Origin of the sequence: Brevibacillus sp. BC25 (assembly GCF_000282075.1) — a bacterium.
Classification (GTDB): domain Bacteria; phylum Bacillota; class Bacilli; order Brevibacillales; family Brevibacillaceae; genus Brevibacillus.
In genome coordinates this window covers 93,957-105,988 of the sequence record NZ_AKIX01000078.1, presented here as the reverse complement: position 1 = coordinate 105,988, position 12,032 = coordinate 93,957, and the positions used below count along the sequence as shown (strand labels likewise).

15 protein-coding genes are annotated in these 12,032 nt (G+C 47.8%); 8 read left to right on the top strand and 7 right to left on the bottom strand.

Annotated features, from left to right (window positions below; genetic code table 11):
• The 3 genes from PMI05_RS20740 to PMI05_RS20730 form a co-directional block, all read right to left on the bottom strand.
• Positions 1-798, bottom strand: a 798-nt coding sequence (locus tag PMI05_RS20740; RefSeq protein WP_007725896.1) for an ABC transporter permease, incomplete at its 3' end; no start/stop codon positions are given.
• Entirely contained in the window at positions 779-1,582 is an 804-nt protein-coding gene (locus PMI05_RS20735) for an ABC transporter ATP-binding protein (RefSeq protein ID WP_007725894.1), read from the bottom strand. The genes PMI05_RS20740 and PMI05_RS20735, both read right to left, overlap by 20 nt.
• Before the next feature lie 6 nt (positions 1,583-1,588).
• Positions 1,589-2,581, bottom strand: a complete 993-nt coding sequence (locus PMI05_RS20730; protein WP_007725892.1) for an ABC transporter substrate-binding protein — start codon at positions 2,579-2,581, stop codon at positions 1,589-1,591.
• A 126-nt stretch (positions 2,582-2,707) separates the two neighbouring features.
• Here PMI05_RS20730 and rnz point away from each other — a divergent pair, with 126 nt between their 5' ends.
• The 4 genes from rnz (at position 2,708) to PMI05_RS30185 (ending at position 4,834) form a co-directional block, all read left to right on the top strand.
• Positions 2,708-3,664 (top strand): ribonuclease Z, encoded by a 957-nt coding sequence (rnz, locus tag PMI05_RS20725; protein ID WP_007725888.1) that lies wholly within the window; start codon positions 2,708-2,710, stop codon positions 3,662-3,664.
• 43 nt (positions 3,665-3,707) lie between these two features.
• Positions 3,708-3,932 carry a hypothetical protein gene (locus tag PMI05_RS20720; protein ID WP_007725885.1) on the top strand — a complete coding sequence of 75 codons (225 nt, stop codon included), beginning with the start codon at positions 3,708-3,710 and terminating at the stop codon, positions 3,930-3,932.
• 27 nt (positions 3,933-3,959) lie between these two features.
• The gene (locus PMI05_RS20715; RefSeq protein ID WP_007725883.1) at positions 3,960-4,616 is read left to right on the top strand and encodes a YitT family protein; all 657 of its coding nucleotides are present in this window, start codon (positions 3,960-3,962) and stop codon (positions 4,614-4,616) included.
• A gap of 128 nt (positions 4,617-4,744) precedes the next feature.
• The gene (locus PMI05_RS30185; protein ID WP_100169674.1) at positions 4,745-4,834 is read left to right on the top strand and encodes a YjcZ family sporulation protein; all 90 of its coding nucleotides are present in this window, start codon (positions 4,745-4,747) and stop codon (positions 4,832-4,834) included.
• A 116-nt stretch (positions 4,835-4,950) separates the two neighbouring features.
• On the opposite strand, the gene PMI05_RS20705 is transcribed toward PMI05_RS30185, so the two are convergent.
• Positions 4,951-5,223, bottom strand: coding sequence for a stage VI sporulation protein F (locus PMI05_RS20705; protein ID WP_007725880.1), 273 nt, complete (start codon positions 5,221-5,223; stop codon positions 4,951-4,953).
• A gap of 187 nt (positions 5,224-5,410) precedes the next feature.
• On the opposite strand from PMI05_RS20705, the gene PMI05_RS20700 reads away from it, so the two are divergent.
• On the top strand, positions 5,411-6,331 hold the full coding sequence (locus PMI05_RS20700) for a S8 family peptidase (protein ID WP_007725878.1): 921 nt from the start codon (positions 5,411-5,413) through the stop codon (positions 6,329-6,331).
• A 68-nt stretch (positions 6,332-6,399) separates the two neighbouring features.
• Here the strand turns inward: PMI05_RS20700 and PMI05_RS20695 are convergent, their stop codons facing one another.
• Positions 6,400-6,726: a hypothetical protein gene (locus PMI05_RS20695; protein WP_007725876.1), complete on the bottom strand. Its 327-nt coding sequence runs from the start codon at positions 6,724-6,726 to the stop codon at positions 6,400-6,402.
• 69 nt (positions 6,727-6,795) lie between these two features.
• Between PMI05_RS20695 and PMI05_RS20690 the strand changes: the two genes are divergently transcribed.
• Both PMI05_RS20690 and PMI05_RS20685 read left to right on the top strand, forming a co-directional pair.
• Positions 6,796-7,248, top strand: a complete 453-nt coding sequence (locus PMI05_RS20690; RefSeq protein WP_007725874.1) for a DUF188 domain-containing protein — start codon at positions 6,796-6,798, stop codon at positions 7,246-7,248.
• Positions 7,245-7,913, top strand: a complete 669-nt coding sequence (locus PMI05_RS20685; RefSeq protein WP_007725872.1) for a phosphatase PAP2 family protein — start codon at positions 7,245-7,247, stop codon at positions 7,911-7,913. Before PMI05_RS20690 ends, PMI05_RS20685 begins: the two co-directional genes overlap by 4 nt.
• A gap of 8 nt (positions 7,914-7,921) precedes the next feature.
• Here PMI05_RS20685 and PMI05_RS20680 read toward each other — a convergent pair whose 3' ends face one another.
• Positions 7,922-8,803 (bottom strand): LysR family transcriptional regulator, encoded by an 882-nt coding sequence (locus PMI05_RS20680; protein WP_007725870.1) that lies wholly within the window; start codon positions 8,801-8,803, stop codon positions 7,922-7,924.
• Positions 8,804-8,937: 134 nt separating this feature from the next.
• On the opposite strand from PMI05_RS20680, the gene PMI05_RS20675 reads away from it, so the two are divergent.
• On the top strand, positions 8,938-10,155 hold the full coding sequence (locus PMI05_RS20675; RefSeq protein ID WP_007725866.1) for an MFS transporter: 1,218 nt from the start codon (positions 8,938-8,940) through the stop codon (positions 10,153-10,155).
• 282 nt (positions 10,156-10,437) lie between these two features.
• Here the strand turns inward: PMI05_RS20675 and PMI05_RS20670 are convergent, their stop codons facing one another.
• A complete protein-coding gene (locus tag PMI05_RS20670) occupies positions 10,438-11,826 on the bottom strand; it encodes an amino acid permease (protein ID WP_007725861.1) in 1,389 nt (462 codons plus the stop codon).
• Between the last annotated feature and the right edge of the window lie 206 nt (positions 11,827-12,032).

Below are 12,032 nucleotides of genomic sequence, written 5' to 3'. Positions count from 1 at the left end.
CTGGCTGGTGAGCCGCCGCTCTATATAGGCTACGCCTTGATACATCAGGGTAGCGATGACCGCGATAATGGCTAAGCTCATCATGACCAGGGTGAAATTAAATACCTGGAAGCCGTATATGATCAAATACCCCAAGCCTTGCTGGGATACGAGAAATTCTCCGACGATGACGCCCACCCACGAAAGTCCGACATTCACCTTCAGCGTAGCGAGAAGGGTTGGGATGGTTGCTGGCAAGATGACGAGCTTGAAGATTTGCCATTTGCTCCCTCCGAGTGTTTGCACGACTTTGACGTAGTTTTGATTGACTTCCTTGAAGCTGGTGTAGACGTTGATTGTGGTGATGATGACCGAGATTGCGCACCCCATGGCTATGACGGAGAGCAAACCTGGACCAAAGCCGACGATGAAAACCGGACCGAGAGCTACCTTTGGCATACTGTTGGCAATCACCAGATAAGGCTCTAGTACGCGGGAGAGAAAAGGGGACCACCAAATGATCGTTGCCATGACTGTTCCCAAAATCGTTCCTAAGAGAAAGCCGATGATTGTTTCCCATACGGTCAAGCCGACATGCGGGAGAAGACTGCCATCTTGCAGCTGCAACCAAAATTGAGCCCAAATCTTGGAGGGATAGCTGAAGATGAGCGCATTAATGGTGTTGGTTCGAGCCAAGAGCTCCCATAAGCCGAGAAAAACGAGAAAGAGGAACAGTTGTGTGGAAAAGACGGAAAAGCTCATACGCTTTTCTAACTGTAAGTAGCGACGATGGACGGATTCAATTTCCTTTGGCTGCATCAGACACTACCTCCATCTCTTTCCACACGCGATGGAACAAGTCTTGGAATCCATCATGATTTCTCGCGTCGAATGGCAGAGCATCCCGGATCGGGCTGGGTACGACAATCTGGCTGTTGATGCGTCCCGGGTTGCGTGAAAAGATATAAACGCGATCGCCCATCGCGATCGATTCGGAGAGATCATGTGTCACAAGGACTGCCGTTTTCTTATGCCGACGCAGTGTTGAAAAGATCAAGTCTTCGAGCTTAAGTTTGGTCTGGTAGTCCAATGCCGAAAATGGTTCGTCAAGTAACAGCACATCAGGTTGACAGGCGAGTGTACGGACGAGTGCAACCCGTTGCCGCATGCCGCCTGACAGCTGCAGGGGAGAGGATTTGCGCACATCAGACAGTTCCATCTCATCCAGCAGATGCAGGGCGTACTCCTCTGTTTCCTTGGAACGGATGCCTTGGATATCGAGTCCGAGAAACACGTTTTCTTCGATGGAGCGCCAGTTGAACAAATAATCTTGCTGAAGCATGTAGCCAACTTGCCTAGACGTTCCGTTGACCTCTCTTCCGTCGATCCACACCTTGCCTGCTGTCGGCTTCTCAAGCCCTGCAATGAGTGAGAGCAGCGTCGTCTTTCCACAACCGCTGGGACCAACCAGACAAATGAATTCGCCTTCCTCCACGCGCAGGTTAATGTCTTGGACCGCCATGAACGCCCTGGTCGTGGATAAATAAAGATGGGTCACGTGGCCGAGTTCTATTTTTGCCGGCGTAGAAGAAATCTGCTTCATGACGGCCTATTTCCCTTCCTTGGATTGGGTAGCAAAAGTGGTGTTTACCAGCTTGGTGTAATCAGCGCGTTGCTTTAATTCGCCAGCGGAATCCATAATATCTTGTAACTGGTTCCATTCTTTTTCGTCCAGAATGGGATCTGTCGCATAGGACCCCTGTTCAAGGTAACGCTGTACTGCGGTTTCCAGAATCTTTGGATCGATTTGCTCGAAGTATTTGCCTATCACATCAGCCGTTTCTTTTGCACTGTGGCTGGCAACCCACTGTTGCCCTTTGTAGACCGCATTGGTAAACTTTTGAATAGCTGCTGCGTTGCTGTCGATATAGCTTTGTTTTGTCATGAAGACGGTGTAAGGAACGGTTCCGCTCTCTTTGCCAAAAGAGGCGACGACATGGCCGATTCCTTCCTGTTCAAAGCGGGAGGCTTCCGGTTCAAACAGCTGTACATACGCTCCGGTACCAGATGCGAAGGAAGACGCAATATTTTTGAATTCGATATTCTGAATGAGTTCCAGGTCGCCTTGCGGATTGATATTGTGCTTTTTGAGTACATACTCTCCGACCATTTGCGGCATGCCGCCTTTACGTTGACCCAAGAAGACACTGTCCTTTAGCTTGTCGAAAGTAAAGTCATCCATTTTGTTGCGGGAGACGAGGAAGGTACCGTCCGTCTGTGTGAGCTGCGCAAAGTTGACAACTGGATCGGCAGCTCCTTGCTGAGAGACGTAGATGCTGGTCTCGGAGCCGACGAGAGCGACCTCGATGCCGCCAGATAACAGAGCCGACATCACTTTATCTCCGCCGGGTATGGTTGAGAGCTCCACTTCCAAACCTTCTTCCTTGAAAAAACCTTTTTCAAGTGCGACATATTGCGGGGCGTAAAACAAAGAACGTGTCACTTCACCAATTCTTATTTTTTCAGGAGTGCTAGAGCAGCCAGTCAAGACGGCCGTCATAACGAGAAATGCGGCCAGCCCCAGCGCCAAAAATCGTTTCATGATTAGGAGTCCCTCCTTGCTAGGCTTTGTATGTTGTAGGCTATGCGCCCAGACAAAAAAGGGTGAATGCCTAGAGATAGAGACAGGCACATGATGAGGGAAGGCCACAAAGGAGATGGACATAGCGTGATCGTTACATTTTTAGGCACCGGATCAGGTGCACCCACTACACGAAGAAACGTGAGTGGGATCGGCTTGCGATTTTTACAGGCAGGCAAGTGGTGGTTGTTTGACTGCGGAGAGGGGACTCAGCATCAGCTACTACGAGCCCCGATGAAAATTAGTCAATTGGATAAAATCTTTATCACCCATCTGCATGGGGATCATCTGTACGGTCTGATCGGGCTGCTTGCGAGCCGGTCTTTGCGCAATACCGAACCGACTCCGTTAGAGCTGTATGGACCACCGGGGCTCGACCAATATTTTCGAGCTATCATGGAGGCAAGTCCAGTTCATTTGCAATATCCTTTAGAAATAAAAATCGTCAGCGAGGGCGTAATCTACGAGGACGAAGAGATCGTGGTGAGCTGTCGATTGGCGAAACATCGTGTGCCTTCGTTTGCTTATGCCGTGATGGAAAAGGAAAAGACAGGAGCATTTCAAGTAGAACTGGCAAAGCAGGCAGGAGTGCTGTCAGGGCCGTTATTTGGAGCCTTGAAGAGAGGAGAACAGGTCACACTCGAGGATGGTCGAGTGCTGGACGGGAAGGACTTCGTTGGAGAGCCGCAGCCAGGACGCAAAATCGTCTTCAGTGGAGATACGGAGCCGAGCCAAGCGGTTATGGAGCTGGCAGAAGGGGCAGATTTGCTCGTCCACGAAGCGACCTACGCCCACCATGACAAGGAGCTGGCGACCAGAAGCGGGCATTCCACAGCACGCGAGGCTGCTCAAATTGCCAAAGACGCGGGCGTGAAAGAACTGTGTCTGACTCACTTTAGTCCACGTTATGAAGATGAAGACGGAGATTTTTCGATGGAGGATCTATTGGCAGAAGCGCAGCAAATTTTTCCGGCGACCCAATTGGCTGATGATCTTGGCAGCATTTCTGTAAAGCGAGAGAGAAACGATGGGAGAAAGCCATAATCCCTGCTATAATGAATGATCACGATGGAGGAGGTGGGGGAGCATGAAGCGGATTACTTTTTCTACACCAGAAGAACTTATTCAACATTGCCAGTCGGAAGAAGTCAGCCTCGTCGTCGAATACCGAGATGATGTGAACAAGCACCGCCAGGTCACTTTGACGGGAGAGCAGCTTGTAGAGGCACAGAACTACCTGAACTTCTCCAAATCCGAAGCGTATTACCGGAAGGACGGGCTTTTTTACGAAGTCATTGCAGGCTGGAAGTAAACCACATCGTCAGGAGATGAGAGAGACGTGTCTGGCAGAGGGTTCAACAGGTCGATCGCAGTTCGCTACATGATGTTTGTACTGGGCTTGTTCGTTGGTGCATTCGGTACAGTACTGGCCATTAAAGCAAACCTCGGCGTAGCACCTTGGGAAACCTTTCACATCGGCCTGCAAAAAACATTTGGATTAACGATTGGCCTATGGTCTCAGATCGTAGGAGTCGTTGTCATTTTCGCCACTTATTTGGTGGCAAAAATAAAGCCTAATTTTGGAATGTTCTTAAATATGATTTGCTTTGGCGTATTTCTCGATCTTATCTTATGGTTAGATTTTATTCCTGAGCTGCAATCTATTTGGGCGAGGCTCTTGATGTTTCTCGCAGGTGTCGTTGTTTTGGCTGTCGGGATCGGGATGTATTTATCTCCTTCTCTTGGGGCAGGACCGCGAGACAGCTTCATGCTGGCGATGAACGAGCGTCTTGGCTGGAGTATCCAGCGAGTCCGACTCATCATAGAAGTAACCGTACTGCTTGCAGGTGCTGCTTTGGGTGGACCTGTGTCAATCGGCACGATACTGATAGCGCTGTTAACGGGACCGATGATTCAACGTACGATTCCGTTTTGGCGTCAAGTCATGAAAAAGCAGTATGGATTGCCAGAGCCAGTTGAAAGACAAGCGAGCTAATCTCCTTTCCATTTGCCAGTAACTGTGTAAAAAACCAGGAAAAACAGTCTTGTATAGGCGATGGTCCAATCATCTTTGAGCATTCGCACATACAGTATGACTAGTTGCTGGCAAAGGAGGGAAAGCGAATGAGTCTGTTCAACGGAGGATTTGACGACTTTGCTTTAATACTGGTGTTGTTCGTATTGCTCGTTATCGTTGCTTGCTCTTGCGACTAACGAAAACACTGGGTATTAGCTTCACCAGGAGGGAGAGCGATTTTTCGCTCTCTCTTTTGTTTTGCAAAAAAAGGCCTCGCCAACCAAAGAGGGGCGAAGCCAAATGGAGACATATCTTATCCGAGGCGATCATGCACTTGCTTTTTTACACTGGACATTTGCTGGTCGGATAAGTTGACACCGACCGCCTTGCTGACTTTTTTAATCAGCTCGCTTAATTTCTTGTCATCCTTCAAGTCTTTCATGGAGAAGTTTTTTGCCAACGATCGCACATCGCCCATCGTCCATTTTTTCTTGCTTTTTTTGTTGATGGATTTCAGTATGTCACGTGGACTGCCCTTCGCTTTGAGCTTGACTTTTGCCTTTGCTTTTCCTTTTGCTTTCGCCATGATGCATCGCTCCTTTCAAAGGAATACGCCTGCCATATGCAGTTATATGGAAAAGCAAGGGAGTTCGCTTGGACAGATTCACGCCACTATTCGCCTATTTTGCTCAACGTTGTGCAATGGCCCAAACCCATAGGGGGAGCCGTGACATAGGATGAGTCAGAACGACGCATGACAGGAGGCTAGTGGGTTGAAAATTGTCAGCTTTCATCGGGATACGCCGTTTACCGAGATACTGTCAGATTTGAAAACCAAGGTTCTGACCAAAACCGAGAGACTTCCATGGCGATGCTATGATGACCTTTCTTGCTTGTGTGTCAAACAAAAGATTTTTGAGCAGCATGAAGAGCTTTTTCGAAGGTATAAAGCTATGGTGGAAGAGAACATTACCGTAAGCGTCCATGCGCAAGGGGAGGATGAAATCCCGTGGGGCGTGCGATATGTGGGTGCACAGAGATTGTGGCGAAAGGGGCGTGGAGCAGGCGTCAAGGTCGCCGTCATCGATACGGGAATCTCCCGCGAACATTTTGATTTGAAGGATCAAATAAAGGGTGGCGTCCAGCTAGTACGCGGCAAACAAAATGGACACGGTACGCATGTCGCAGGGATCATCGTAGCTGAGATGAACCAAAGAGGAATTGTCGGAGTTTCTCCAGAGGCCCATTTGTATGACGTCCGTGCTTTTGATTATGGGGGTCAATCATCTTTGTCAACTATTTTGCAGGCCCTGCAATGGTCGATTGCCAATAAGATGGATGTTATCAACATGAGCTTTGGCATGCCCCAATATAGCGAAGCAATGGCAAGAGCAGTTAATCGGGCCCATCAGCAAGGAATCGTGCTCGTAGCTTCTGCAGGCAACGGAGGGGGAGAAGCGGAGTATCCAGCGCGGTACGATGGTGTCTTAGGGGTTAGTGCGATTGATCAAACGGGAAAATTGGCATCGTTCAGTGCGAGAGGCAAGGGCGTAAATATGAAGGCACCCGGGGTTGATATTTTATCTACGTGGCCGGGGAATCAGTTTAAAAAGCTGAATGGCACTTCGATGGCTGCCCCGCATGTAGCAGGGCTGAAGGCGTTAGAAATTGGTCGCAAGCGAAAAAAAGCATAACGTTCCTACAAAAAAACAGCTCCGAGGCTAAAAATGAAGCCAAGGAGCTGTTGCTTTTTATAAACGAATTATTGATGGATTTTGGTGTCATGGTCTTGCTGGACACGGAACCATATATTAAGATCATTAATAACACTGGCCAATTCGTGGATCTCGCTGTTCAATTCGCAAGATCTTACGAAATTTTCTTCTTCGGACATTTGTTTGGTTTTCTCAATGATGACTTTCTCTACCCGGTGTATTTGATCCGGAATGGCTGCGCGGATTTCTTCCCATTCCAGCAACATGTCTGCTCTTTCTACTTTCGAATAATCTTCCCATTCCAGATGCAGCACGGGAAGTCGTATACCTAGCCGTTCATCATGGATAAATTGATAGCGCAAAGGTGAACTCACTCCTCTCCACCTCCATCATACCAAAAATGAATCGGTACGGGGAGAGAAATACACATCAAAGGAGCAATCATGTCAAAAGGACGTGTTCTTATCGATGCGGATGCCTGTCCGCGCCAGGCTCTCATAACTGCCCAAGCATTGTGCAAGGAGCTTGACTGGATCTGTTTGACCTTCGCTAGCTATAATCATCAAATCGGCAACGCAAATCATGTAACGGTAGATGCCGGCCCACAAGCAGTAGATATGAAGCTGGCAAACGAAACGAGTTCAGGGGATGTCGTGGTGACACAGGATATTGGTCTGGCAGCGCTCATTCTTGGGAAGAGAGCCCATGCCCTGACACCACACGGGATGGTTTTTGACCCAGAACGGATTACGTTTCATTTGGAAGAACGAAATGAAAAAGCGAGATATCGGCGCGGGGGAGGTCGTACGAAGGGGCCTGCTGCTCGCACGCGTGAAGACGATCAGCGATTTGCTGAGTCCTTGCGCTTTTTGATGGAAAGAGGAGATCAACAATGAATCAGACAATGAGAAAAAATGAATATGTACGCGGAGCTCTTTGGTTTGCGGTACTTGCCACAATCATGTTTGCCCTCTACTTAGCAGGGAAAGTGGCAGGTATGGATCAAGCTGCCATCGCATTTGCGGAGTCGATTCGCTCGGATGCAGGGACTGCTTTTTTTCGATTGGTAACCAATCTTGGCGGAGGCCTGTTCCTTGTACCTGTAGCGGTGATCATGTTTGTTGTCCTATACATAAAGAAATATCGTGTGGAGGCAATGTTTGTTCTCATTTCCCTCGGTGCCAGTGAAGTAGCGAATGAGCTTTTAAAGCGGTTCTTTGAGAGACCTAGACCGAGTGGCGTCAATCTGATTGAGTTGCCGGATTCCTTTTCGTTTCCGAGTGGTCATGCGATGATTGGACCAGCCTTTTATTGCATGGTTGCGTTTTGGATTGCCCAATGGTTTGCGGAGAAAAGATGGTCGTCGCTCGTACAGCCTGCGGTTTTTATTTTCGTAGCATTGCTCGCGTTCAGCCGTGTGTACTTGGGTGTTCATTATTTAAGTGATGTGCTTACCGGCTTTTTCCTGTCGATGTGCTGGTATTTTCTCCTTCGTCTTGGCTATGAAGAATGGATGGGGAGACGAAGCACGGTCGTCGACCCCATACCGCATTCCAGGTAATCAGCAAGCTAGGTGGAATATCCTAATTCACTCATTAAACTCAGCCATTTTTCTACGCTGGGTTTATTTTTTTTGTCCTTAGGCAAGACGATGTACGCCGAGCGTTTGGGAGGCTTATTGCCTGTTATGATCAGTTCCTTCAAGGTACCCGCCGCAAGCTCCGCTTTGACGGTAGAGCGCGTCAACAAGCTCACGCCGAGACCTTCTTTGATCAGATCGATGGCGAGCTCCGCTTTGTCTACTGTCAGCTTGGGTACGTAATTACGCGGCAGGGTCTGTCTAATCCACTCGTTAAAAGGAGGGCCCCAATTCATGTACAGCAGCGGCAGATTGCGCAGCTCGCGCGAATCGACGTGTGTAGATGTGGCAATGGGGCTCTCAGGACAGCAAACCAAGACAATTTCATCATCCCACGTTGGAATAACGTCAAAGTTGGGCAAGGATGGGGGGACGTACACGATTCCGATTTGAATCACGTTGTCCAGCAAATACTGGATGACATCGGACGAGTGCCCTGTCTTTGTGCTGATTGCAATTTGTGGATACCGATAGTGGTACTCTTTCAAGATCGGCTCGAGGGTGGAAGTCCAGATCGCGTTTAAGCTGCCGATCGATAAATAGTCTTCATAGGGCTGGAGTGAAGCGACTTCATTCAGGGCTTCATGGGACAGTTTGAGGATTCTCTCTGCATACGGTAAAAGGGTTAAGCCTGCTTGAGTAATCTCCACACTTCTTTTATCACGAATGAAAAGAGGTTTGCCAACTTTTTCTTCCAGTTGCTTGATTCGCATTGTCACCGTAGACTGGACTAAGTGGAGCATTTCCGCAGCCTTGGTGAAATTTTTCGTTTGGGCCAATGTGTAGAAAGCGCGTAATTGTTCGAAGTCCATACAGTTGGAATCCCTCTTATCTAAATATTTGATTACCATATACAAAAATGTTCGTTTCCCAAATTATACCCTGTTCGCTAAGCTGGGGATATCCTTATTTCATGCGGGCTATCGGGAGAGTGAGGGGTATTGGGATGAAGTGGGAATGGTGGCGAGAAACGCCCTTTTCAGTGAAGCTCTTGTTAAGCACATCTTTTATGATGAATATGGGTTTTTATGCATTAATCCCGTATCTCACTTTGTATTTGACGGGTAGCATCGGCTGGACACTTGCGATGGCAGGGATAGTCCTGAGTGTTAGACAGTTCTCTCAGCAAGGTCTTGCTTTTTTAGGCGGTGTGATCGCGGATGCCTTCGGATACAAAGGGGCGATGTTCCTCGGATTGGGCGTACGTGCTGTTGGTTTTGCGATGTTCGCTTTTTGTACCGAGACGTGGCACTTTTTTGTTGCCGCGATTCTTTCCGGATTGGGTGGGGCGCTGTTTGAGCCTGCTTGCTCTGCTGCCTATGCGATTATTACACCAGAGGCCATCCGAAAAGAAGTATTCTCCCTTCGCAATGTGCTAGGTAATATTGCGGTTGTCGGTTCCCAAATCGTGGGGACAGCACTCTCGGCTATTGATTTTACGTACATTTCGTTGTTTGCAGGGGCCGTCTTCGGAGTGAATACAATCGTGATTTTCTTTTTATTCCCACCGATTCGCGCCACGAATACACGGCATAGTATATGGGAAAGTATGTCCACAGTAGTGAAGGACAAGCTGTTTGTACGATATACCTTTATTTTGATGGGGTATTATTATTTGAATATGCAGGTGTTTTTAACGATTCCGCTGTTTGTTGAAAATGTTACGCATAGCAAGGTGAATGTAGGGATCGTGCTTTCTGCGCTCTCGCTGTTTGTGATCTTATTTCAAATGAAAGTGACACAATTGCTGGAGAGTTATCAGCAAAGGCTTACCTTGATTGGCATCGGGACGTTGTTTATGAGTGTGGGACTATTTTTGTTCACGTTTGCCGATTCATTGTGGCTCATTCTCTTGGATGTGTTCCTTTTTGCACTGGGTACCATGATTGCTGTTCCGAATCTGGTGGATGTCGTTCCTCGTTTTGCTCCCAAGGACTTGGTGGGCGCCTATTATGGCTTCAACGGGTATTCGATTGCCATCGGGGGTTCGTTCGGACAAATAGCAGGAGGATGGGTGTACGATGTAGGGCTGCGCTTGCAAACGCCGTGGCTGCCGTGGACCATTTGCTTGGTCATAGGGTTTTGGGTGGCTTGGATGCTGCATCGCATGGAACAACAAACCGGACAAATCGGGAATGATCTAAAGAAAATAGCTCGATCATAAATATTTTTGGGTGAAATGAAACATTTTCCATCGTTCAAACGTATATAACGATAGAGATGATTGGCGCAAGAAAGTGAGGGAATTTTTATGGAAGATATGAAAAAGCTGAAGCGCATGTTGCTGGTAACGAGTTCCCTTGGATTTGCAGTTTTTGCCATGGTAGTCGTTACGGAAATTGTCCGAATCTCATTGTAGTATTGCCAAGCCTATCGCATCGCATATAAAACATGAAAAGCTTGCAATCCCTTCTTGAAGAGGGGGTAGCAAGCTTTTCTTTTTGAATTACGCTTCGAGTTTCTTTTTAAAATGGAATTGATACACGCATATCGCAATGATCATGAACGGAACTCCGCAATACAAGGCGATGCGCTGTTCTGGATCGAATGCCAAACTCACGAGAACGAGCAAGTTCAAGATCAAGGAAATCAAAGGCAGTATAGGGTACAAAGGTGTACGGAACTTCAGATCCTCCAACTTGCCTCCATTTTTCAGGTAATGGCGACGGAAAGCGAGCTGCGAAGCGGAGATGGAGATCCAACCCACCTGTGCGCCGAGACCAGCGATTGACAACAGTACCATGAACACCGTATCTTCTGCAAAAATACCGGACAGAAGAGACAAGAGAGCGATTGCAAACGTAATCAACAAAGCGTTCATCGGAATCCCTTTTCCATTTACGGCTCCAAGCTTTTTCGAAGCCATTCCTTCTTTGGATAGGGAGTAAAGCATACGAGTTGCTGCGTACAAACCAGAGTTGGCCACAGACAGAAGTGCTGTCAAGACAACGAAGTTCATGATGTCAGCCGCATAAGGAATCCCAATACTGTCAAATACCATGACAAACGGACTTTCAATCACACCCGCCTGTTGGTGTGGAATCATCCCTGCCACGATGGCAATCGCCAGAATGAAGAAAACGAGTGTACGCCAAACCGTCGTACGAATGGCCTTCGGAATCGTCTCTTCTGGATTCTCACTTTCTCCAGCCGCAATCCCGATGAGCTCAGTACCTTGGAAGGAAAAGTTCACGGTGATCATCGTCATCAGCAAGCCTGTGATTCCAAAGGGGAGAAGCGGGCTTTCTGTAAAGTTGGTGAGCATTGGCGCAGGCTGACCGTTTTTCAGGTCGATGAAGCCAAACATCGCGGCTCCACCCAAGATGATGAACAAGATGATAGCGCTTACTTTAATGCTGGAAAACCAGAACTCAGATTCACCGAACGCTCGAGCAGATAAAGCATTTAATAAGAAGAGCACTACACCAAAGATCGCGCACCACATCCAAACAGGTGAGTCAGGGAACCAACGTTGCATCAGCAATCCTGATGACAACAACTCTAAAGCAACGGTCACGGCCCAACCAAGCCAGTATAACCAGCCTACACCAAACCCAAGTGCTGGGCTAACAAAGCGGGTCATATATGTTTGGAACGAACCGGCCACTGGCATGGCAACTGTCAGCTCGCCCAGACATAGCATAGTCAGGTACATGATAAAGCCGCCGACTAAATAGGAGAGAATGGCACCAACTGGTCCTGCCTGACTAATTGTATAACCTGATCCGAGGAATAACCCGGTTCCGATTACGCCGCCAAGAGAAATCATAAAGAGGTGTCTGCTGTTCATCGTGCGTTTCAATTGATTGTGCTGTTCCATGTTGCTTGTGGACATATAACCCTCTCCTTCACGCGAGTATGTTAAATGGATGTATGCGTTTTCAGGCGCGATAGCGATATATGCTCTGCAAGAATGATACCAAACGAAATACTTTATGAAAATATTATTTTTGAGGTATATACTGCCAAAAAGCGCAAAATCATTCGGCAGTTGATGCAAAATAATTAAAAAAACGCCAAATCTCTTGGCGTTTATTAAAA

Coding starts and splice junctions, on each gene's coding strand:
- PMI05_RS20680 (WP_007725870.1), bottom strand. CDS start 8,803: ATGGACTTCGAACAATTACGCGCTTTCTACACATTGGCCCAAACGAAA.
- PMI05_RS20720 (WP_007725885.1), top strand. CDS start 3,708: ATGAAGCGGATTACTTTTTCTACACCAGAAGAACTTATTCAACATTGC.
- PMI05_RS20730 (WP_007725892.1), bottom strand. CDS start 2,581: ATGAAACGATTTTTGGCGCTGGGGCTGGCCGCATTTCTCGTTATGACG.
- PMI05_RS20705 (WP_007725880.1), bottom strand. CDS start 5,223: ATGGCGAAAGCAAAAGGAAAAGCAAAGGCAAAAGTCAAGCTCAAAGCG.
- PMI05_RS20690 (WP_007725874.1), top strand. CDS start 6,796: ATGTCAAAAGGACGTGTTCTTATCGATGCGGATGCCTGTCCGCGCCAG.
- PMI05_RS20735 (WP_007725894.1), bottom strand. CDS start 1,582: ATGAAGCAGATTTCTTCTACGCCGGCAAAAATAGAACTCGGCCACGTG.
- PMI05_RS20670 (WP_007725861.1), bottom strand. CDS start 11,826: ATGTCCACAAGCAACATGGAACAGCACAATCAATTGAAACGCACGATG.
- PMI05_RS20675 (WP_007725866.1), top strand. CDS start 8,938: ATGAAGTGGGAATGGTGGCGAGAAACGCCCTTTTCAGTGAAGCTCTTG.
- PMI05_RS30185 (WP_100169674.1), top strand. CDS start 4,745: ATGAGTCTGTTCAACGGAGGATTTGACGACTTTGCTTTAATACTGGTG.
- PMI05_RS20685 (WP_007725872.1), top strand. CDS start 7,245: ATGAATCAGACAATGAGAAAAAATGAATATGTACGCGGAGCTCTTTGG.